This window comes from Cognatiluteimonas telluris, assembly GCF_011320095.1.
In the GTDB taxonomy this organism is placed as follows: Bacteria; Pseudomonadota; Gammaproteobacteria; order Xanthomonadales; family Xanthomonadaceae; genus Cognatiluteimonas; species Cognatiluteimonas telluris.
Window position 1 is genome coordinate 27892 of sequence record NZ_JAANOY010000010.1, and the last position, 21564, is coordinate 49455.

Annotated in this window: 20 protein-coding genes; 11 read left to right on the plus strand and 9 right to left on the minus strand. The window is 70.0% G+C overall.

Annotated elements, in window-relative coordinates:
- The first annotated feature begins 5 nt into the window (after window positions 1-5).
- Both G7B67_RS07255 and msrA read left to right on the plus strand, forming a co-directional pair.
- Window positions 6-2165, plus strand: coding sequence for a GGDEF domain-containing protein (locus G7B67_RS07255; protein WP_166210143.1), 2160 nt, complete (start codon window positions 6-8; stop codon window positions 2163-2165).
- Window positions 2166-2218: 53 nt separating this feature from the next.
- Window positions 2219-2884 carry a peptide-methionine (S)-S-oxide reductase MsrA gene (gene msrA / locus G7B67_RS07260; protein WP_166210146.1) on the plus strand — a complete coding sequence of 222 codons (666 nt, stop codon included), beginning with the start codon at window positions 2219-2221 and terminating at the stop codon, window positions 2882-2884.
- A gap of 40 nt (window positions 2885-2924) precedes the next feature.
- Here the strand turns inward: msrA and G7B67_RS07265 are convergent, their stop codons facing one another.
- Both G7B67_RS07265 and G7B67_RS07270 read right to left on the minus strand, forming a co-directional pair.
- Complete coding sequence (locus G7B67_RS07265) at window positions 2925-3569, minus strand: hypothetical protein (protein WP_166210149.1); 645 nt, start codon at window positions 3567-3569, stop codon at window positions 2925-2927.
- Entirely contained in the window at window positions 3566-4543 is a 978-nt protein-coding gene (locus G7B67_RS07270; RefSeq protein ID WP_166210152.1) for a LysR substrate-binding domain-containing protein, read from the minus strand. The genes G7B67_RS07265 and G7B67_RS07270 overlap by 4 nt, the downstream gene beginning before the upstream one ends.
- A 158-nt stretch (window positions 4544-4701) precedes the next feature.
- Between G7B67_RS07270 and G7B67_RS07275 the strand changes: the two genes are divergently transcribed.
- From G7B67_RS07275 to G7B67_RS07295, 5 genes are all read left to right on the plus strand, one after another.
- Complete coding sequence (locus G7B67_RS07275) at window positions 4702-5238, plus strand: peroxiredoxin (protein ID WP_166210155.1); 537 nt, start codon at window positions 4702-4704, stop codon at window positions 5236-5238.
- Window positions 5239-5384: 146 nt separating this feature from the next.
- Window positions 5385-5924, plus strand: a complete 540-nt coding sequence (gene ahpD, locus G7B67_RS07280) for an alkylhydroperoxidase, AhpD family (RefSeq protein ID WP_166210158.1) — start codon at window positions 5385-5387, stop codon at window positions 5922-5924.
- Window positions 5925-6004: 80 nt separating this feature from the next.
- Window positions 6005-6844: an FTR1 family iron permease gene (locus tag G7B67_RS07285; protein WP_166210161.1), complete on the plus strand. Its 840-nt coding sequence runs from the start codon at window positions 6005-6007 to the stop codon at window positions 6842-6844.
- Window positions 6845-6854: 10 nt separating this feature from the next.
- Window positions 6855-7190 carry a cupredoxin domain-containing protein gene (locus tag G7B67_RS07290; protein ID WP_166210164.1) on the plus strand — a complete coding sequence of 112 codons (336 nt, stop codon included), beginning with the start codon at window positions 6855-6857 and terminating at the stop codon, window positions 7188-7190.
- Between the two features lie 80 nt (window positions 7191-7270).
- A complete protein-coding gene (locus G7B67_RS07295) occupies window positions 7271-8014 on the plus strand; it encodes a hypothetical protein (protein ID WP_166210167.1) in 744 nt (247 codons plus the stop codon).
- Window positions 8015-8168: 154 nt separating this feature from the next.
- Here the strand turns inward: G7B67_RS07295 and G7B67_RS07300 are convergent, their stop codons facing one another.
- Together G7B67_RS07300 and G7B67_RS07305 are read right to left on the minus strand one after the other, a co-directional pair.
- Entirely contained in the window at window positions 8169-12797 is a 4629-nt protein-coding gene (locus tag G7B67_RS07300; protein ID WP_166210170.1) for a DEAD/DEAH box helicase, read from the minus strand.
- 275 nt (window positions 12798-13072) lie between these two features.
- Window positions 13073-13258: a hypothetical protein gene (locus G7B67_RS07305; protein ID WP_166210173.1), complete on the minus strand. Its 186-nt coding sequence runs from the start codon at window positions 13256-13258 to the stop codon at window positions 13073-13075.
- A gap of 113 nt (window positions 13259-13371) precedes the next feature.
- Between G7B67_RS07305 and G7B67_RS07310 the strand changes: the two genes are divergently transcribed.
- Window positions 13372-13569: a hypothetical protein gene (locus tag G7B67_RS07310; protein WP_166210175.1), complete on the plus strand. Its 198-nt coding sequence runs from the start codon at window positions 13372-13374 to the stop codon at window positions 13567-13569.
- Window positions 13570-13669: 100 nt separating this feature from the next.
- Here G7B67_RS07310 and G7B67_RS07315 read toward each other — a convergent pair whose 3' ends face one another.
- From G7B67_RS07315 to G7B67_RS07330, 4 genes are all read right to left on the minus strand, one after another.
- Window positions 13670-14404, minus strand: coding sequence for a DUF4142 domain-containing protein (locus G7B67_RS07315; protein ID WP_166210178.1), 735 nt, complete (start codon window positions 14402-14404; stop codon window positions 13670-13672).
- 53 nt (window positions 14405-14457) lie between these two features.
- Complete coding sequence (locus G7B67_RS07320; protein WP_166210181.1) at window positions 14458-14865, minus strand: hypothetical protein; 408 nt, start codon at window positions 14863-14865, stop codon at window positions 14458-14460.
- A gap of 29 nt (window positions 14866-14894) precedes the next feature.
- A complete protein-coding gene (locus G7B67_RS07325) occupies window positions 14895-15170 on the minus strand; it encodes a hypothetical protein (RefSeq protein ID WP_166210184.1) in 276 nt (91 codons plus the stop codon).
- 118 nt (window positions 15171-15288) lie between these two features.
- The gene (locus tag G7B67_RS07330) at window positions 15289-16431 is read right to left on the minus strand and encodes a BON domain-containing protein (protein WP_166210187.1); all 1143 of its coding nucleotides are present in this window, start codon (window positions 16429-16431) and stop codon (window positions 15289-15291) included.
- Window positions 16432-16990: 559 nt separating this feature from the next.
- On the opposite strand from G7B67_RS07330, the gene G7B67_RS13570 reads away from it, so the two are divergent.
- Entirely contained in the window at window positions 16991-17206 is a 216-nt protein-coding gene (locus G7B67_RS13570; protein ID WP_166210261.1) for a KGG domain-containing protein, read from the plus strand.
- Window positions 17207-17252: 46 nt separating this feature from the next.
- On the plus strand, window positions 17253-17657 hold the full coding sequence (locus G7B67_RS07340) for a hypothetical protein (protein WP_166210190.1): 405 nt from the start codon (window positions 17253-17255) through the stop codon (window positions 17655-17657).
- Window positions 17658-17663: 6 nt separating this feature from the next.
- Here the strand turns inward: G7B67_RS07340 and G7B67_RS07345 are convergent, their stop codons facing one another.
- Window positions 17664-19031 (minus strand): sigma-54-dependent transcriptional regulator, encoded by a 1368-nt coding sequence (locus tag G7B67_RS07345; protein ID WP_166210193.1) that lies wholly within the window; start codon window positions 19029-19031, stop codon window positions 17664-17666.
- Window positions 19032-19212: 181 nt separating this feature from the next.
- Between G7B67_RS07345 and G7B67_RS07350 the strand changes: the two genes are divergently transcribed.
- Window positions 19213-21465 carry a TonB-dependent receptor family protein gene (locus G7B67_RS07350; RefSeq protein ID WP_279303967.1) on the plus strand — a complete coding sequence of 751 codons (2253 nt, stop codon included), beginning with the start codon at window positions 19213-19215 and terminating at the stop codon, window positions 21463-21465.
- Window positions 21466-21564 lie beyond the last annotated feature (99 nt).

The window sequence follows — 21564 nt, forward strand, 5'->3', positions numbered from 1 at the left end:
GCCCCATGCACGCTGATTGGCAGCACCGGTTGCTGGTCGTGGGGCTGGCCTGGCTGCTGGTGCTGTCGGTGGTCGGCGTGCTGGCGGCCAACCGCGTTCCGGCCAGCGAAGTGGGCCTGCGGATGCAGGCCGGTCCGGGCGCCGGGGTCAGCGACGATGGGCGCGTACTTGCGATCGGCCCCGGGTCGGGGGTGGCGATCCTGCGCTTCGCGTTGCCGGCCCCCGATCCCGGAGCTTCGCGCTGGGTGGTCTGGATGGGCCGTGATCCGCTGGAGTCGTTGTGGCTCGAAGGCGACGGCTGGTCCAGCACGCAACGGCATTTCTTCGCGCCCGCCGCCGACGAGGGCGTCCTGCCCGGTGGATTCCTGCTGGCGCTGCCGGGCGACTGGCGGGGCCCGGTCACGCTGCGGCTGCATGCCTCCAGCGACGAACGGGTGTCGCTGCGGCCGCGAGTGATGCGCGAAGCCAATGCGATGCAGCTCGCGCGCCGCGGCGTCGCACTCGAGAGCGCGATCTACGCCGGCCTGTTCGTGCTTGCGTTGCTGGCGTTGGCACTGAATTCGGCGGCCCGCGAACGCTCCTTCCTGGCCTTGTTCGCCTGCACCGCCGCCGGGCTGGTGCTGCTCGCCGCGCAGAATGGCCACCTCTACCAGGTGCCCGGCCTGGGAGTGCTTGCGCACTGGGGCATGTCCGGGCTGTGGACGTTGTCGCTGCTGTTCGCCGCATCCGCGCTGCAGGTGCTGCTGCGCTATGCCGGACTGCGCGGCGCGGTGGGCGCGCGCCGCTGGCTGGACCGTTATTGCCTGGTCCTGGTCGGCCTTGCATGCGTCTGTCTGGTCGACCTGCAGGCGCTGGATCCCTTGCTGTCGACGCTGGTGTGGCTGGCGCTGCTGGGCGCGGGCCTGCTCGCGATCGCGACCCTGGCCGGTGCGCTGCGCCGCCACGTGCCGCTGGCCACGGCGTCGCTGCTGATGATGCTGGTTACCGGAACGGCCGCGGCGGTCCGCGCGGGGCTGTCGCAGGGCTGGCTGCTGGACGCGGCATGGACGCGTTTCGGTTACCAGGTGGCGATCGTGGTGACGTTGGCGATCCTCATGGTCGGCCTGCTGAGCCGCATTGGCGAATTCCGCAACGAGCGCGATCGCGACCAGTTGGCGCGGCTGGATTCGGAGCGACGGATGGCGCGCGAAGCCGCCCGCGCCGACCTGACGGTCACCTTGCAGTCGCGCCTGCGCGGGATGGACGGCGCCGACATCGAGTGGACTGCGTTCCGCCTGCTGCTCCAGCACCTGGCGCCGCAGGTTCCCGCCGACTGGGCGGCGGTGATCGCCTTCGGCTATCACGGCCATGACGTGCAGGTGGTTGAGCCGGACGCGTGCATGCCGCGCGTGCACGACCTGGTGGCGATGCGCAAGCTCGCCCTCAAGCGGCTGGCCATGCAGGGCACGCCATTGCAGCAGGTCGCGCAGCACGATGGCCTGCCGTGCATCGAAGCGCTGGTGCCATTGTCGATCCGCGCCCCCGGTTGGGGCGTGCTGTTGTTGCAGCGTTCCGGCAGCGAAGGTTTCAGCACCGAGGAAATGACGTTGGCCGGCGAGTTCCTGCGCCTTGCCACCATGCAGGCGGACGACTCGATGGCCGCCGCGCAATTGCGGCGCTCGGCCGAACTCGACGCACTGACCGGCACCTTCAATCGCCGCAGCATGGATCACTGGCTGGCGCGCACGTTCGCCCAGGCGCACCAGCAGCGGCAGCCGTTGTCGCTGCTGTTCATCGACATCGACCACTTCAAGGCGGTCAACGACCGGCTCGGCCATTCCGGCGGCGACCAGTGCCTGCGGGAAGTGGCGGCGGCGCTGCGTGGTGCGCTCGAACCCGGCGACGTGCTCGGGCGTTACGGTGGCGAGGAATTCATCGTGTTGTTGCCCGGCCGTGGCGGCGCCGATGGGCGCGAGGTCGCCGAACGCCTGCGGGCGACCGTCGAGCGGCATGCCTTCCGGCACGAAAACCAGGCCGAGCGCATGACCGTCAGCATCGGCGTGGCCACGCGGCTGGAGGCGGAAAACACGCCCGACGCGACGGTCAAGCGCGCCGACCAGGCCCTCTACAGCGCCAAGCGGGCGGGTCGCAACTGCGTCCAGGTCGCTCCGGCCGTGTTCACTTGAACCGAGGCGCAACGACCGCATAGTGGTGGATCAACGGCCATGGAGCGATGCGCATGTTCGGACTGTCCAGCCTGGCGATCGGTGCTGACAAGCAGCGCATGCCGCGTGCGGAGGACGCTTTGCCCGGCCGCGCGGCCGGGCGGCCCCTGCACAACCGGCACCACGTGCACGGGCGGCCGCTGCGCGACGACTTCGCCGGCATGCAGCGGGTGCAATTCGGCATGGGGTGTTTCTGGGGCGCCGAGCGCAAGTTCTGGTCGATCCCGGGCGTCGTGACCACCGCGGCGGGCTACGCCGGCGGGTACACCCCCAATGCCGACTACCGCGAAGTCTGCAGCGGCCAGACCGGCCATGCGGAAGTGGTGCTGGTGGTGTTCGATCCGGCGCTGGTGTCGTTCGGGCAGCTGCTGGCCACGTTCTGGGAAAGCCACGACCCCACCCAGGGCATGCGCCAGGGCAACGACGCCGGCACCCAGTACCGCTCGGCCATCCATTGCGACACGCAGGCGCAATACGACGCGGCGATCGCCAGCCGCGATGCCTACCAGCAGCGACTGGAGGACGCGGGACTGGGGAAGATCACGACTCAGATCATGTATCCGGCACCAACGTTCTACTACGCCGAGGACGAGCACCAGCAATACCTGTCGAAGAATCCGCGTGGCTATTGCGGCCTCGGCGGCACCGGCGTGAGCTGCCCGGTCGGGCTCGCGCCGTAAGCACGCCCGTCGCGCGGCTGCCGAACCGGATCTTCTTTCGCTACAACGGCGTGATCGCGCAGACGTAGACGACCTCGCAGGCGCCGCCGCCGACGTCGTCGCGGGTCAGCGAGCTGCGCCAGTGCCAGCCATCGGGCGCGTCGGCTTCCACCAGCCAGCCATCGACCCGGATCCGGTCGCCTTCGCGCACGCGATGCAATCGGGCGGCGACCTCGGCGTCGGCGGGAATCATGTGCATGTTTGCGCTGGACCGCGCGATCTCCGGGGCCGGAAGCGGCGGGTCTCCGCGCCAGCGATATTCGTACCAGCGCGAGGACTGGCGGATCGACAAGTGCGAGAGGACGGCATCGTCGACCATGCGCCCCCAGCCCAGCGCCAGGTCGGTGGGCGACAGCTGTGACTCGCGCCCGAAGTGGTAATCCTCGCGCGACAGCACGCGCGCACGGACGCTGAAGCCGGCCAGCGGCTGCAATTGCGCCACCGCCAGCGGAAACAGTCCCAGCGAGCGTGGAACCGGCGACTGCAGCGGCGGGGCATCGGCATCCAGCCGCGGCGGCATCGGGCAGCGAGCCACTGCGCCCGGTGCCGGGGCGGCGACCGCCGGCACCCGCGGCGACAGCGGCGAATACCACCAGCCCAGCGCCGACAACGCCAGCGCCAGCCACATCCAGCCGCGCAGGCTCATGGCTTGCCCCGCCGGCCGTGCGAAGCCCGCTTCCGCTGACCTGCCGCTACAGCCGCATCGGCGGTCGGCAGCGTCCGCAACAGCGCCGGATCGACCTTGCGGAACTGATCGGCCAGTTGCTGCAGGAAGCCCCCCATCGCCGAGCTGCGCCGCCACACCATCGCCAGCGAGCGGCTCGGCGGCTTGCCGCGGAACGCCAGCAGGCGGATGTCCGGCGACGGCGGCACCGGCGGCTGCACCGCGAGCAGCGGCAGCAGCGTGCTGCCGACACCGGCGGCGACCATCTGCCGCAGCGTTTCCAGGCTGGTGGCGCGGAAGCCGTCGCGCTCGTTGGCCCCGGCCAGGCGGCACACGTCCAGCGCCTGGTCGCGCAGGCAATGGCCTTCTTCCAGCAGCAGCAGCGGTTCGTGGTCGAGGTCGGCCAGCACCAGTGGCGCGTCGCGGCTGGCCAGCCGGTGCGCCTGCGGCACCGCGAGCACGAAGGGCTCCTCGAACAGCGGCTCGACATGCAACTGGTCGTCGTGCACGGGCAGGGCGAGGATGCCGGCGTCCAGCCGCCCATCGCGCAGGCGCGCCAGGATCGCGTCGGTCTTTTCCTCCACCAGCAGCAGTTCCAGCCGCGGGAAGCGCGCGCGCACGCCCGGCAGCACGTGCGGCAACAGGTAGGGCGCGAGCGTGGGGAACACGCCCAGGCGCACGCTGCCGGCTTCGGGGTCGCGACTGCGGCGCGCGACCTCGCCCATCTGGGCGACGTCGGCGACGATCCGGCGCGCGCGTTCCGCGATCTCGCGCCCCACCGGCGTCAGCATCACGCGGCGCGGCGCACGCTCGACCAGCGACACGCCCAGCTCTTCCTCGAGCTTGCGGATCTGGGTGGACAGCGTCGGCTGGCTGACGAAGCTCGCCTCGGCCGCGCGGCCGAAATGCTTGTGATCGGCCAGGGCGACCAGATATCGCAGGTCACGCAGGTTCATCGCTCCCCCAAGGACGTGCGTCCGTCGCAGGCCATAAGGCCAGGCTATCGATATGATAGGAACAATCCATTTCCCCAATCAAACCCCGCCGCGCAGACTAGCCGGCGTACCCCTCCAGCCCGCCAGGGCGACCACCCCCAGACAGGAGTCCATCCACGATGCTGACCGTCGGCCAGAAATTCCCCCAGTTCAACCTCAAGGCGACCGTTTCCAACGACCTCAACACCGCCTTCGTCGACATCGACAACAACACCTACAAGGGCAAGTGGCTGGTGGTGTTCTTCTACCCCAAGGACTTCACCTTCGTCTGCCCGACCGAGATCACCGGCTTCGCCAAGCTCAACCAGGCCTTCGCCGACCGTGACGCGCAGCTGCTGACCGGTTCGACCGACAGCGAGTTCGTGCACCACGCCTGGCGCACGCACCACAAGGACCTCAACGCGCTGCCGTTCCCGATGCTGGCCGACATCAAGCGCGAGCTGGTGTCCGCGCTGGGCGTCCTGGGCGATGACGGCGTGGCGCAGCGCGCGACCTTCATCGTCGATCCCGATGGCGTGATCCAGTTCGTTTACGTCACCGCCGGCAGCGTCGGCCGCAACCCGGAAGAAGTGCTGCGCGTGCTCGATGCGCTGCAAACCGACGAGCTTTGCCCGTGCAACTGGCACAAGGGCGAAGACACGCTCAAGGTCGGTTAGGCGCCCCGTTTGCCAGCGCGACAACACCGCTCCCTCCCTGGCGGTCCCCCCTCCCCCGGTCGCGCGGGTGCAAAGGCGGCTTCGGCCGCCTTTGCTTTTTCAAAGCATCGTTTCCTGCGGCATCGAACCTGGAACAGGAGTCCCCCATGAACCTCACCGAGCTGCGCAACACGCTTCCCGATTACGCCAAGGACCTCAAGCTCAACCTCGACTCCGTGCTCAGCGACACCGGCGCCACGGGACTGGACGGCAAGCAGGTGCGCGCGATCGCGCTGGCATCCTCGATCGCCGCGCGGCACGCGCCGCTGGTCAGCGCGCTGGAGACGTTCGCGGCCGAGCACTTGTCGCCCGAAGAGATCTCCGGTGCGCGCGCGGCGGCGGCGATGATGGCGATGAACAACATCTACTACCGCGCCACGCACCTGATCCACAACGACGAATACGGCACCCTGCGCACCGGGCTGCGGATGAACGTCATCGCCAATTCCGGGCTGGACAAGATCACCTTCGAGCTGGCGTCGCTGGCGGTGTCGGCGATCAATGGCTGCGGCGCGTGCCTGGATTCGCACGAGCGCGTGGTTCGCGAACACGACATCAGCGCCCAGGGCGTGCAGAGCACGTTGAAGATCGCCGCGGTGGTGCATGCCGTCGCGGTGACGCTGGAGCAGGGCGTGGCTTCGGCCTGAGGACGGCCGCCGCGCGTGCTCCCCGCTTGCAATGACGTAATGATAACCGTTATCATTCGCACCATTGTTCGGGAGGCGTCATGTTCGCGATCTGGATCCTGGTGTTCCGCGAGGTGCTCGAGGCGGCGATGATCGTCAGCATCGTGGCCGCCGCGACCCGTGGCGTCCCCGGACGCTGGCGCTGGATCGGCTCGGGCCTGGCCGTGGGCTGCGCCGGGGCCGGCGTGGTTGCTGCCTGCGCCGGGCGCCTGGCCGAGGCCATGAGCGGCATGGGCCAGGAATGGTTCAACGCTGGCGTGCTGCTCGCGGCCGCCGCGATGATCGGCTGGCACGTGGTGTGGATGGCTCGCCACGGCCGCGCGCTGGCGGCCGAGGCCGGACGCTTCGGCGACGACGTCTCCGCCGGACGGCGGCCGATGACGGCGCTGATGATCGTCGTCGCGCTTGCGGTCCTGCGCGAAGGCTCCGAAGTGGTGCTGTTCGGTTACGGCATGGTCGCCGGCGGCTCGGCCTCGGCCGACCTCGTCAGTGGCGGCGTGCTCGGCCTGCTCAGCGGCGTTGCGGTCGGGGTGGGCATGTACGCCGGCCTGCTGCGGATTCCGATGCGGCATTTCTTCCGCGCCACCAATGGACTGCTGATCCTGCTGGCGGCGGGGCTGGCCGCCGCCGCGGCCGGCTTCCTGACCCAGGCCGACGTGCTGCCGACCTTCGCCGATCCGCTGTGGGACAGCAGCTGGCTGCTGGCCGACGACGTGTGGCTGGGGCACGCCCTGCACGCGCTGATCGGTTACAGCGCCCAGCCCAGTGGCATGCAGGTGCTGTTCTACCTCACGGTCGTGGTGCTGTTGAGCGGCGGCGCGCGCCTGGCCGCGCCGCGCTCGGCGCCCGTCGTCTCCGCCCTCCCTGATCCAACCGCCTGAGGATTCGCGCGTGTCCAAACATGCCCCATGGTCGTGCCTGCTGCCCGCGCTGTTGCTGGCCTCGGCCGTGCAGGCGGCGTCGCCGCCGGAAATCACGCTGGTGATCCGCAACCATCGTTTCGTCCCCGCCGAGCTCGCGGTGCCGGCCAACACCAAGATCAAGCTGCTGGTGGTCAATGAGGACGCGACGCCGGAAGAGTTCGAAAGCCACGAGCTCAATCGCGAGAAGGTCGTCACCGGCAAGGGCACGATCCAGGTCTACGTCGGTCCGCTGAAGCCGGGCCGCTATCCGTTCTTCGGCGAGTTCCACATGGACACCGCGCAGGGCGCGCTGATCGCCAGGTAAGCGCCAGGCAACCCCCGTTTCCACCCACCCCGGGCGCGCGCCAGCGCGCCCGTTCCCTTCGCTCAACCTGACGAAACCACATGACTTCCAAGCGCCACCTGTTGCTGCAAGCCCTGCTGCTGTCGAGCCTGGCTCCGCTGAGCCCCATGGTCTTCGCCGGTGCCGCCGACACCGTGTATGCGCCTGTGGTGGAGCAGGGCGAAACCGAATTCGAATTCCGCGGCGGCTGGCGAGATTTCGATCGCGCGCCGCAGGAGCATGCGTTCGTGTTCGATGTCGGCTATGGCGTCACCAACTGGTGGCGGACCGAAGCGGTGCTTGAATACGCCTCCGAGGATGGCAACCGTGGCGCGCTGGAAGGTTGGGAATGGGAGAACGTGTTCGTGCTGACCGAGCAGGGCAAACACTGGGCCGACGTCGGGCTGTTCGCCGAATACGAGCACAGCTTCGCCGCCGGTCCGGATGAGATCAAGATCGGGCCGATGTTCCAGAAGGAAGTCGGCCCCACGGTCGCCAACCTCAACCTCTTCTTCGAGCACGAAGTCGGGCATGGCGCCGGCGGCGACACCGAACTGGACTACTCCTGGCAGGTGAAGTGGCGCGGCAACGAGGCGCTGGAATTCGGCGTGCAGGGCTTCGGCGGGCTGGGCACCATGGACCACCTGGGCGACGATGATTCGCACATCCTCGGTCCGGCGCTGTTCGGCGTGAAGCGACTGCCCGGCGGCGACAAGTTCGGCTACAACGCCGCCGTGCTCGGCGGAATGAACCAGGCCGCGCCGGATGTCACGGTGCGCTTCCAGCTCGAGTACGAAATGTACTGACGCGTGTTTCCGCCACGGGACCGCGCGTTTGCGCGGTGCACGAGCTTTGCGAGGCGCGGCTCTGCGCGTGGCCATGGCGCATCATCCGTCGCGGTCGTGGACGCCGGTTGAAGACCGCTTGCGTGCACTGTGCGAACCACGCTCGCGCGCGGGCCTAGCGCAAGGCGATGCCCGGGGAAAGGGTTGCAAGCGGCAGGTGCGAATCCGGCTCGCGCAGCAGCAGCTTGCGCGCGGCGCGCTGCTCTTCGGGCGACAGGCCTGCGAGGAATTCCACCTGGCCCGCCACCAGCGTCGCCAATGGCAGGCCGTCGCGCAGGACGAAGCGCGCGCCGGGCTGGCGTGGCAGCTTTGCGCCGGGCAGCAGGGTGCCGACCAGGTTCAGGGGATCCAGCGCCGACAGCGCCAGCATCGCCCCATCATGCTCGCGCTTGCGGACGCCGCGCAGCGACGCGATCGCTTCCGGCAGCGCGAACTGCTCGCCACTGAGTCCCGACACGAAACGCCCGCCGCGGATTTCGCCGCGGGCTTCCAGGCGGTGGTACACGCGCAGCAAGTCCCGCCACGGCGGCAGCCATGCCGCTTCGCGCTCGAGCAGCCGCCAGCAGACGACGCCATAGCGGCGCAGCAGGGTACGGGCGACGTGTTCGACGTCCTCGGCGGCGGGCGCGTGCTTCCTGTCGTTGCTTGCGCGCAGGCGGGGGTTTGGCGATGGCGCGCTTGCGCCGCGAGATGGATCCATCGCCAGCGGATTCGCGCCGTCGCCAACACCCCGATCGGCAGTGGTGACACCCGCGCGTCGCGTCAAGGTCCAGCGACCGGCATCCTCGATCCCGAGCAGCGCCATCCGCCGCCCACGGCGCGCATGGTTGGACGGCCGTTTGGACTGCGGCACCAGCAGCGCGCGAAGCCCGGCGAAGCTGTCGCAGTGCACGCGTCCGCGGGCGACGAGTTCGGCCAGCGCGTCCTCCAGTTCGGTGCGCAGCAGGTGCGCCTCGCCAACGAGTTCGTCGAAGAACGAGGCGCCATGGTCGTGCAGGACGTCGGCCACTTTCTGCGCGCGCGACGACAGCGCGGGCGCCTCTTCGCGCTGGCCGGCGCTCAGCCGCGTCCACAGCGCCAGTTGCCGCCGCGGCAGCAGCACGATCGGCGTCGCGCGCACCGGCGCGGCGCGGCCACCGCTCTCGGCCTGGGTGCTCGCACCTCGCAGCCGCGTCCAGGCCACGCGCCCGGCGGTGCACAGGTCGTCGAGCCAGGAAATCGCGTAGTCGCTCACCCGCGCCGGCAGCAGTTCGGTTTCCCAAGCGCCAGCAGCCGCCTCGAAGCCCTCCAGCTGCGCGAGCACGCCAGCCAGAGCCTCCGGCCCGCTCACGCGCGTGGATGCGGACACGCGCTGCCAGTCGAGCAGGAAGCGCATGAAGTCGCGCGGTTCGACCGGTTCGATCTCGCGTCGCAGCCTGCCGATGGTGTAGCGATGGATGCGCGCGAGCAGGTGGCGTTCGCACCATTCCTCCTCGCTGGCGCTGTCGGCACAGGCGGCGGCGGTGAAGCGGCCACGCATGACGTAACCCTCGGTCTCCAGCGCGAGCAGCGCCAGGTCGATGTCGGCGCGTGCGAGCACGAGCGATGTCGCCAGCGCATCGGCGGTGGTCGGGCCCAGCCCGGTCATGCGCGCGCGCACGAGTTCGAGTGCGGCGGTATCGCGCGGCCAGACCTGGTCGGCGAACTCCGCCGGCGCCTCGATAGGCGGCACGCACGCGGCATCCGGATACAGCACCCGGGCCTGTGGCAGGCGTTCGGCGGCGAACCAGAGGCTGCTTTCTTCATCTCCGGCGATTGAACGCTGGCCCGTGCAGGATTCGCGGATCGGCGCGTCTTGAGGTGCTTCGGCGATGCCATTCGCAAGCGGCGCGTTCCCGCTTCGACGCGCCCTCACCCCAACCCCTGTCCGGACGGGAAAGGGGCGCAGCCGTGTCGCGCGATGGGCCCTGGCCAGGCCATGCAGCAGTTGGCCCCAGCCGTTGGCCTGCGCTTCGTCCCCGGTGACGCAGCCCAGTCCCATCAGCGCGTCGTGCATCTCGTCGGCGTCGCGCACCTGCGGCCAGGCCTGTTCGCGCACCGACTCGATCGCGCCCGGATCCAGCCGCCCGAGGTCATCAGCGCTCTCGGCATCGCCGTAGCGGCGGCTCATCACCGCCTGCGTGCGCCGCTCCTCCAGTGGCGCGTCGTCGAGGAAGGCATAGGGCTTGGCGTTGAGCGCCTCGGCGGCGAACGGCGAGGGCGCGGTGAGGTCACGCGCGACGATGCCGACTTCGCCGGATTCGAGCTTGCGCAGCAACGCCAGCCAGCCTTCGGCATCCATCGCTTCGTGCAGGCAGTCGTCCAGCGTCTGCGCGACCAGCGGATGATCGGGGACCTCGCGTTCGCCAACCAGGTTCTCCGCGCAGGCGACCTGATCGGGGAAGACGGTCGCCAGCAGGTCCTCGGATTTCATCCGCTGCAGCTGTGGTGCGACCTTCTTCCCGCCGATGAAACGCGGCAGCGCCAGGGCGGTGGTCGCATTCCAGCGCCAGCGCGCGCCGAACAGCGGCGCGTCCAGCAACGCCTGCACCAGCACGTGGCAGGCGCTGTTGGAATGCAGGTAGTGGGCGACCTCGATCAGCGGGAAGCTGTGGCTGGTCGACAGCGACAGCACGATCGCGTTCTCGGTGGCCGCCGCCTGCAGTTCGAAGTTGAACGTGCGGCAGAAGCGCTTGCGCAGCGCCAGCCCCCAGGCGCGGTTGATGCGGCTGCCGTAGGGCGAATGGATGACCAGCTGGGTGCCGCCGGATTCGTCGAAGAAGCGCTCCATCGCCAGCGTCTCGCGCGTGGGCATCATCCCCAGCGACGCCTGCTGGCGGGCGAAGTAATCGACCAGCTGGCGTGCGGCTTCGGCCACCATGCCCACCTCGTCCACCAGCCACGCGATCACCGCTTCGTCGCCCTGCGGCAGCCGTGCGGCGATCTCGCTGCGCAGGCGCGACACGCCGATCGAGAGTTCATCGCTGCGTCCGGGCGCCTCGCCCAGCCAGAATGGAATGCTCGGCGGCAGGCCCTGGGCATCCTCGACCCGCACGCGCCCGGGTTCGACGCGCAGGATGCGGTAACTGGCGTTGCCCAGCTGGAAGATGTCGCCGGCCATGCTTTCGATCGCGAAGTCTTCGTTGACGTTGCCGATCGTCGTCGCCTGCGGCTCGAGGATGACGTTGTAGTCGCCGGTGTCGGGAATGGTGCCGCCGGACATCACCGCGGTCATCCGCCCACCCTTGCGGCCGCGCAGGCGTTTGTGCACGGCGTCGCGATGCAGGTAGCCGGCGCGTTGCCCGCGGCGGGTGCTGAAGCCTTCGGCCAGCATGCGCACCACGGCGTCGAAGTCCTTGCGCGGCAGCTGCGCATAGGGCCACGCGCGCCGCGTCCAGTCGTACAGGGCGTCCTCGCCCCACTCGGTGGCCGAGACCTCGGCCACGATCTGCTGCGCCAGCACGTCCAGTGGCGCGACCGGCATGATCAGCGCATCGAGCTCGCCACGGCGCACGCAATCCAGCAGCGCCGCGCATTCGACCAGGTCCTCGCGCGACTGCGGGAACACCCGCCCCTTGGGCACGCCGCCGACCTGGTGCCCGGCGCGGCCCACGCGCTGCAGCAGCGCTGCGATCGAGCGCGGTGAGCCGAGCTGGATGACGAGGTCGACGTCACCGATGTCGATGCCGAGCTCGAGCGAAGCGGTCGCGACAAGGACCTTCAAATCACCGCGCTTGAGCCGCTGCTCGGCATCCAGCCGCAGCTCCTTCGCCAAACTGCCGTGGTGCGCGGCAACGGCGTCCTTGCCCAGGCGTTCGGCCAGGTGGCGCGATGCGCGCTCGGCCATGCGCCGGGTGTTGACGAACACCAGCGTGGTGCGATGCGCCTCGACCAGTTCGGCCACGCGTGCGTACACCAGCTCCCACTGCTCGTTGGACATCACCGGCTGCAGGGGCACCGGCGGCAGTTCGAGCGCCAGGTCGCGCCGGCGGGTGTAGCCGATGTCGACGATCGCGCAGTCGGGCGTGCCGTCGTTCGCCACCGCCGCGCTGCCGACCAGGAAGCGCGCGACGTCATCGATGGGCTTCTGCGTCGCCGACAGCCCGACCCGGGTCAACCGTCGCCCGCACAGCGCTTCCAGGCGCTCGAGCGACAACGCCAAGTGGCTGCCGCGCTTGCTCGACACCATCGCGTGGATCTCGTCGACGATGACGGTGCGGGTCGAAGCCAGCATCGCGCGGCCGGACTCCGAGCCCAGCAGCACGTACAGCGATTCCGGCGTCGTGACCAGGATGTGCGGCGGCGATTTGCGCAGCCGCGCGCGCTCGGATTGCGGCGTGTCGCCGGTACGTACCGCGGTGCGGATCTCGACGTCCGGCAGCCCCTGCCGCGCGAGTTCGTCGCGGATGCCCTGCAGCGGCGCCTCCAGGTTGATGTGGATGTCGTTGGACAGCGCCTTCAGCGGCGAGACGTAGACGACCTGGGTGACATCGGGCAGCTCGCCCGCGAGGCCTTCGCGCACCAGGGCGTCGATCGCGGCAAGGAAGGCCGTGAGTGTCTTGCCCGAGCCGGTGGGTGCCGCCACCAGCGTGTTGCGGCTGGATGCGATCGCCGGCCACGCCTGCGCCTGCGCCTGGGTCGGCGCGGGAAAGCTGCGTTGGAACCACGCGGTGACCGCGGGATGGAAGCCCGGATCGACCGCCGGCGCGGAGGGCGATGGCGACATCGCGGCATTATCCCGCCCCACGCCGGCGCGCGGCTGAACCTTGCAGCCGGCATTGAAATCCAGGCGAATCTGAGCGGCCATTCCCGATGCTGGCCGGTTCGCGTATCAACCGATGCGACAGCCCGGCGGATCACGGTCCGGATCCGGCGACACGCATTCAGGTGCGTGCCGCCATTCGCGGCCCGACGCCAGCAGGGGCGGTTGGTCCTGAATCAGGAACACGCGCCATTGTTGCGTCCTGCACGCATCCCACTGCTCACACCGCCCGCTCCGGGTTACCGCTTCGCCTGGTCGCCCCGATCGCCCTGCCCGGATTTCACCTCGGTCCTGGCGTCTTTGCGCCGATCCTGCGCCAGCGAGCGGCCGACGTCGTCGGATTCCTTGAAGCGACCCTGTTCATCGCGCCGCACGTAGCGCGCGTCGCCGTTGGGGGTGGTCAGTTCACGCTTGCTGTCGGACATGGGTTCACTCCACGTGGATGAGCCAGGTCCATGCTGTGCGCGGCGAAATGAAAGCAGCGCGAAACCAGCTGCGAAACCGGCTGCGAAAGCGGCCGATCACCCTGGGAGGGCGCATGACGCCACTGGACAAGCCATTGCGGCGCGAAGTCATGATCGAGGATCGCGCCTACACGCTCACGCTGGATCCGCACGGCCTGAAACTGGTCGAAAAGGGCCGGCGCAAAGGACTCGAACTGGCATGGGCCGACATGGTCAACGGCGATGCCGCACTCGCCGCCGCATTGCAGGGTTCGCTGGCGAAGTTGCGATGAAGCGTTCGCCAGCATCGCTTTCCGGCCGGCCGGACGACGACGCGCCGGCATCCTTCGATGCCGGCGCGTCGCTGTCGTCGCGGCGATCCCAATCGGCGCGTTACGGGTTGGCGCCCAGCTTCTGCTGCAGGTCCTGCACCATCTTCAGGTGATCGCGCAGCGTCGGCAGGCCGGCCTCGGCGAGCTTCTTCGCCTCGGGGGTGCTGGCGTTCTTCGCCGCGTTCTCGAACATCGCGATCGTCTTCTGGTGATCGGTCACCATCTCGTCGACATACGCCTTGTCCAGGTCCGCGCCGGTCTTGCCCTCCAGCGCGATGGTACTGATGCTCTCCGACGCCGGTGGCGTGACCTTCCCAGCCGCCGCTGCTTCGACCTTCTTGCCGAACGCCTTGTGGTCGCTTTCGATCTTCCTGGCGGCCTTCTTGACGTCGGCGTTGCTGCCCTGTTGCTCGACCAGCTGCGAGGCGGCGATTTCCTTCTGGCCGCCCATCATCGCCTGGGTATAGAACTGGGTGTCCTCGACCGGTCCGGACGCCAGCGCATCCATCGCCGATGCGCCGGCCATGGCGCCGGCCTCGGCGCCGGCCATTGCATTGGCGCTGCTGGCGTTGGTGGGCATGCCGTTGGCATCCATGCCGTTGTCCATGCCGTTTGCGCTCTCGGCCGGCAGCGTGGTGGTGGCGCCGGCCGGCGGCGCGGTCTCCGCGGGCGCCGTGGTGTCGGCGGCGGTGTTGTTGTCGTTCTTCTTGCAACCCGATGCCGCCAGCAGCGTGCCGCCGATGAACAGGGCGGCAGCCAGCGGTGTGATGCTGAAGGGATGCAGTAGCGGTTTCATGGCGCTCTCCTGCGCGTGCCCGTCATCGACGGCGCATAGCGGATGGTCTTCGATCAGGGATTGGCATCCGGGTTGTCCGCCGGAGCGTTCTGGACCTGGTTGCTGTCGTCCTGCGGAGGTGTCGTCGGCTGGGGCATGTCCGCAGGCGGCGGCGTGGTGGTCGCGCCATTGGTGTCGGTCGTGCCGGAGCTGGCGTCGTCGGCCGTGCCCATGTCGCTGGCATTGCCCATCGTCGTGCCGGTGGTCGCGTCGGCCGGCGTGGTGTTGTCGGTCGGGGCGGTGGTGGCCGTGGCCGACGTGTCGGCGGCAACACCTGCCGGCTGGGCGGGCGCGGTGGGCGTGGTGTCGGCTGCGGTGCCGTTGTCCGCGGTCTGTTCGCCCTTGTTGCAGCCGGTGAGCAGCGTCGCGCCGAGCAGCAATGCGCCGGCCAGCGATGCGCAGGTGGAAAGAGTCTTCTTCATGTGCTTACTCCATCAGTACGGGACGTTGCTTACGGCGAGGTCGGTGGATTGGTGGTGTCCTGGCCGGAATCGTCCTGGGTGGTATCGCCCTGGGTGTTGGTCGTCGTCGTGCTGTCGGTGCCGTTGGTGGTGGTGCTGGTCGTCGTCGTGGTGCTGTCCTGCCCGTTGCCGGTGGTGGACGTCGACGTGCTGGACTGCATGCCGGTCTCGTCGGCATCGCGGACGTTGTTGTGGCAGCCGGCGGCGAACAGGCAGGCCGCGATGGCGATCGAGAGCGGGACGAGCGTGCGGGTCTTGGTGTTCATGGGAATCTCCTGGTGGGGGACTTGCGAAGCGGAACAGACGACGTGGGTAAACAGGTGACGTTGACGCATGGCAGGCCGTGTCGTGGCGGCGCTGGCGACGAGCCAGCGCATGCCGGACTTACGCCACGGTCGAGCCGGGACTTCCGCTGGAGCGCGCGCTGCTTCCGGGCGTGCTGCCCGCTCCGGTGGACAGGTTCGACGTCCCCGTCGAGGCACTGCCTGCGGAGGGAGACGTGCTGCCGCCGCCGCCCGAATGGCCCAGGCCGCTGGCACCGCCACCGGGACTTGTCGAAGCACCGGCCCGACCGCTGCCCTGCGTTGCGCTGGTGCCCATCGCGCCGCGGCTTTCCTGCGGCCGGGAGGAGGCATTCGTCACCCGGATCTGGTTGTTGACGTCGCGCACGCCGCTGCAGGCTTCGGCGAGGTCCTCGGCGCGATGCTTCATCCAGCGCTGCTCCACGGTGCCGGTGAGGGTGGCCACGCCGTTGCTGACGTCGACCGAGATGCCGCTGGCATCGATCTCGTCCGAGTCGGTCAGGCGCTCGTTGAGGTCGTCGCGGATGCGCTCGTCCGAGCGCGTGTAGTTCTTCGGCCCCAGGCCGCGATAGCCGCCGCGGCCGGCCCCGGTCGCGCCACGCACGCCGTAGCCGCGCTCGCCCAGGCCCTGCCCGGTGACATCTTGCGCGCGCCAGGATTCGCGGCTCCTCGGATCGCGCCAACTGGAGGCATCGCCGTAACCCTCCTGGCTGTACCCGCCAAGGCCGCTGGTGCCGTCAGTGGTGGCGTGGGTATCGCCCGCAGTGCCCTGGCCGTAGAACCGCGGCACGTCCCGGGTGTCGAACCCGCGATGGCCGGCATCGCCGCGGTCATCGCCGCGGCTTGCGCGCGCCATGTCGCGCTCGTTACCGCGACCCACCCACGAGGCCGGGTTGCTGCGTGCCGGCCGCGACGGGGATCCGAAACCGAAGTCGTGGCCACGATCGCCATCCTCGCCGGGGGGCAACGACGTCGCCTGCGGATAGCTGCCTTCGCGGCCCTGGTTGTGCTGCGCGTAGCCGCCGCTCGCGTAGCGCGACTGGATGTCGCGATCGGCATCGGCGTGCTCGCCCTGGTGTCCACCCGACAGGTGGGCCGTGTTGCGGTCGGGCTCGGCGCCGTGCCCGGCGCCGCTTGCGTACTCGCCCGTGCCGTAGCCGGAGGCGGAATGGCGATCGGACTGCGCGCGCTCGTACTGCCCTGGTCCGCGGGTGCGGTTATTCATGTCGTGGCTCCTGTCCTCGACCCATTGAAGTGCGGTGTGTGCCCACTGCGAACCCATCCGTAGCGCGTCGCGCGCGGCGGCCTTGAGTTCACGTGCAGCCGACGCGGCGGGGTGGTTGTCCTGCACGAGGCGTTCCTCCGTGGTTGGGCTGGAGATGGGAGATGAAAGGCGCAATTCCCGTGCCAGCGCCGAAGCGCGCGACAGCCGGTCAGCGTCGAGCTTTCCTGCGTCGGCACGGGCTCGTGGCGTGATGTTTTTTCCTTCGTGGTGGAAATTGTTTCCTCCCGATCCGGCGCACGGCCGCATCGCGCGGCACGCGCACAGCGTCCGGCATCGCGCCGATCGCCTGCGCGCCTTCGTCACGCCCGTGCCCCTGCGCGACGCCGGTTGGCACGAAGGTTGCTGCTGCTTCTGCAGCCGGACTGCCATCGGCGCGCGTCGCCGGCGACAGCAACGCACCCCACCGCAACGACACCAGGAGTACGACGTGCCCAATCGCAACCACGACCACGCCAGCCAGGACGACGCCAGTCGCAGCAAGGGACGCGGTTTCGCCGGCATGGATGCCCAGCAGCAGCGGCAGATCGCCAGCGCGGGCGGCCGCGCCGCGCACGCCAGCGGACATGCGCACGAATTCACCTCCGAGGAAGCGCGCCAGGCCGGACGCAAGGGCGGCGAAGCCCGCAGCCAGCGCAGCCGTGCCGGTGCCGGCAGCGATCGCGACATCCAGGACGAGGCCGGCGGGGCATCGATGCGGGGAGGCCAGCAACGCTGATGCGGCGCCGGGACACCGGCGGCGGGTCGAAACCGGAGGAAGCGACATGGAGCAGCGTGAAGGGCGCCCGACGACGGCGGGCGACGACGCCACGAGCGGCGCGGTGCTCATCGACATCGATGCCGCGCTGTCGTGCTGGCAGCAACTCGAAGGCAGCGCGACCAGCGAGCTGGTGTTCCTCTTCCACGAATGGGAGCCGGCGATCCGCGTCGGCATCCATGCATACCTCGCCTACCCGGAACGCGACTTCGACAGCATCGAGCCGGACATCCTTGCCGCCTACCAGCGCATCCGCGGCCGGTCGCGCATCCCGTGGGCCAGCGCGGCACCCGCCGCGCGGCGCGTCTGGGAAAAACTGCAGTGCCAGGACGACGAGGGCGCGCGCAGCGCCCGGTCGGCACGCGCCTGGCGGGACGCGTGGGCGTCGACCGAGCTGCCGGTGGAAGTCTGACCGCGCTCAGGCCGTGCGCGCGGCGGCCTGCGCCGGTGCCGGGGCATCGGGCTCGCCGTCGGCGGCGACATGCTTCAGTCGCGCCAGCTGGTTGTGGATGGTGCGGGTGCTCACGCCCAGCGCGGCCGCGGCGGCGCGCTTGTCGCCGTCGAACCGGGCAAGCGTCTTGAGCAGCATCGCGGTTTCCATTTCCGCATAGCTCATGCCGACACGGAACACCAGTTGGGCGGCGTCGTCGGCGCCCGGGCCGCAGCGCTGTGGAAACACCGACACCAGCTCGCCGTCGCTCCCGAAGTAGGCCCGCGCGACGGCGCTGCGCAGTTCGCGCACGTTGCCGGGCCAGCCGTGTTCGCGCATGGCCTGCGCGCAGCGGGAATCCATCCGCCGCCGGGTCGCGTTGGCGGCATTGAGTTCGTCCAGGAACACCTGCGCCAGCAGCGCGATGTCGTCATCGCGATCGCGCAGCGGCGGCAACGCGATCTCGTACCCGGCCAGGCGGTAATACAGGTCCTCGCGCAGCAGGCCATTGGCGATCGCCGATTGCGGATAACGGTTGGTCGCGGCGACGACGCGCGCGGCCACCGTGATCTCGGCATGGCCACCGACCCGCGTCACCGCGCCGGACTCGAGCACGCGCAACAGGTACACCTGCAGCTGCGCCGGCATCTCGGCGATCTCGTCCAGGAACAGCGTGCCGTGCTGGGCCTGCTCGAAGACGCCGATGTGGCGTGCGTTGGCGCCGGTGAAGCTGCCGCGCTCGTGGCCGAACAGCTGGCTGGCGAGCAGTTCCGGCGCCACCGCGCCGCAATTCACCGCCACCAGCGGGCCGGGCCGGCCGCTGGCGCGATGCAACGCGCGCGCGACGACTTCCTTGCCGGTGCCGGTTTCGCCGGTGAGCAGGACCGGCAGGTCACAGGGCGCGATCCGGAGCACCTCCGCGCGCAGGCGCTCGATCGCGCGGCTTTCGCCGATCAGCCCCAGGTTGCTGTCGCTGGCCGCCGCGCTGCGTCGCGAGACCCGCAGCGACACTTCGCGCAGCAACTGGTCCAGCTTCTCCAGGCTCAGCGGTTTGGTCAGGTAATCGGACACCTGCGACGACACCGCGCGCGCGGCCGACTCCACGCTCGGCTGGCCGGTGACGAGCACGATCTTCTCGTAATCGCGCGGCTCGAATTTCGCCAGCACGTCGAAGCCGGAGCCGTCGGGCAGGTCGACGTCCAGCAGGCTCAGGTCGCGCGGCATGCCGGCGAAGCGTTCGGATTCGGCGACCGAATGCGCGACATGGGTGGCGAAGCCGCGGCTGCGGGCGAGGTCCGCGGCCTTGGCCGCGAAGCTGCGATCGTCGTCGACGATCACCAGGACGGGTTCGTTCATGGCCAAGCTTATAGGCCAGCAGAGCTTCGGCGCTGGTGAAGGATTCGGCCGGAAAACGCTGAAAAAACAGCGGGATTCGCATTCAGCGACGCGGCGCGCAGGAGTGCCCGCGCCCGCCCGGTCACGCGGTGCCGACCGTTGAATGCGCATGGTCTGCCGGTCTCCCCCATTCATGGCCGGCATGTCGCAGACGACCTCTCCCCGATGGCGGGCCGTGGCCGGCATGGGGCTGGCGTGCGTGCTGTCCACCCCCGCAGGCGCACACGAGCCCGCCGGCACGGCGACGTTGCCCGGCATCGTCGTCGTTGGACAGCGCACGCTCCAGGGCACACCCGCGTCGCTCGACCGCGTCCACGTCGCCGACGTGCCGGCGCGGGCGCAGCGCAGCGTGTCCGAAGTGCTCGAGCGCGTGCCGGGCGTCGCCGCGCACGATCGCCAGAGCCATGCCCAGGACGTGCAGCTGACGATTCGCGGCTTCGGCGCGCGCTCGGCGTTCGGCGTGCGCGGTTTGCAGGTCTTCGCCGACGGCATTCCCGCGACGATGCCCGACGGGCAGGGGCAGGTGTCGCATGTGCCGCTGGAGGCGCTGGACCGCGTCGAGGTGCTGCGCGGTCCGTTCTCGGCGCTGTACGGCAATGCCGCCGGCGGTGTGATCGAGTTCTTCAGCGCCGATCCGCCCGCGCGGATGCGGTGGAGCGCGGACATGGCCGGTGGAAGTGATGGCCTGCTGCGCGAGTCGCTGTCGTGGGCGGGGCCGTGGTCGGATGCCCAAGGTGCCGGCGGTGACGACGTTGCGGTCGGCGGTGACCATGGAGGTTCCGCCGGAGTGATGCGTGATGACCATGGCCTGCGCGCTGGAACCGATGCCGATGGCAGCGCCGGTGGCAACGCGACACCCGGCACCGGCTATCGGTTGGACGCGAGCCATTTCGCGACCGGCGGCTACCGCCGGCACAGCCGCGCACAGCGCGACACCGCGCAGGCGCGCCTGCTATTCGCCAGCGACCGCGGCATGCAGCTCGCGCTGACCGCCAACACGCTCGCCCTGTCGGCCGATGATCCGCAGGGCCTGACCTGGGCCCAGGCGCGGGCGGCTCCGCGTGCCGCAAGCGCCGGCGCACTGGCCTTCGACACCCGCAAGCGCGTGCGCCAAAGCCAGGTCGGGCTTCAGCTGGTGCAGGCACTGGGCGATGCCCACCGGCTGCGGCTGGAGACGTGGGGCGGCCAGCGGGACACCTTCCAGATGTTGTCGATCCCCGCGATGGCGCAGGTGGCGCCGGGCAGCGGCGGCGGGGTGATCGACCTGGCACGGACGTATGCCGGCGTCGACCTGCGCTGGCAGCTCGACGCCCACCTGCGCGGCCGCGCGCTCGGCCTCACCGTCGGCATCGAGAGCCAGCGCTCCAGCGAGCATCGCCTGGGCTTCGAGAATTTCGTCGGCGACACGCTCGGGGTGGTCGGTGCATTGCGCCGCGACCAGCGCGACCGCGTTGCCAACCGCGATGCCTATGCCGAGCTGCGCTGGGCCTTCGCCCCGCGCTGGTCGGCCACGGCCGGCATCCGCCACAGCCGCATCGACTTCCGCTCGCGCGACGCCTACATCGCGCCCGGCAATCCCGATGACAGCGGCGCGCTGCATTACGCGCAGACCACCCCGGTGGTGGGCGTGGCGTGGCAGGCGACGCCGTGGCTGGAGGTGTACGGCAATGCCGGTCGCGGTTTCGAGACGCCCTCGTTCGCCGAACTGGGCTACCGCGCCGACGGCCGCAGCGGCCTCAACGACGCCCTGCGGCCGGCGCGCACCCACAGTGCCGAACTGGGGCTGCGCGGGCAGCGCGGTGCACACGCCTTCGACCTGGTTGCCTTCGCCAGCCGCACCCGCGATGAGCTCGTCGTCGCCAGCAACCTCGGCGGCCGCAGCACCTACACCAATGCGGCGACCACGCGGCGCCGCGGCTGGGAACTCTCGGCATCCGGTCCGCTGGCGGCACGCTGGCGTTACGCGCTCGCCTACAGCCGGCTGGACGCGCGGTACCTCGAAGGCTTCGGCACCTGCCGCGCGCCGCCCTGCGCGCAGCCCGACACCTACGTCGCCGCAGGCAACCGCATCCCGGCCACCGCGCCGCAGTCGCTGTGGGCGCAACTGCGCTATGCGCCGACGCCGGTGCTGGATCTGTTCGCGCAGGCAAGCGCGGTCGCCCGCATCCAGGCCGACGACGGCAATACGGCCGACGCGCCCGGTTACGCGCTGCTGGACCTTGGCGCGGAGCGGCACTGGCGCATCGGGCGGATGACGCTCGACGGCTTCGTGCGCCTGGACAACGTGCTCGACCGCCATGCCATCGGCGCGGTGATCGTCAATGACGCAAACGGGCGCTATTTCGAACCTGCCCCGGGTCGTGGCTGGGTCCTGGGGCTGTCGCTGCGCGATTGAAGCGCGCTGATCGCTTCCTCACCGCGAGGGCGAGCGCGGGCGCCGGCATGGCGGCTGCCATGGCCGTTCGGCCGCGACACGCTCGCGATCCACGTTGGC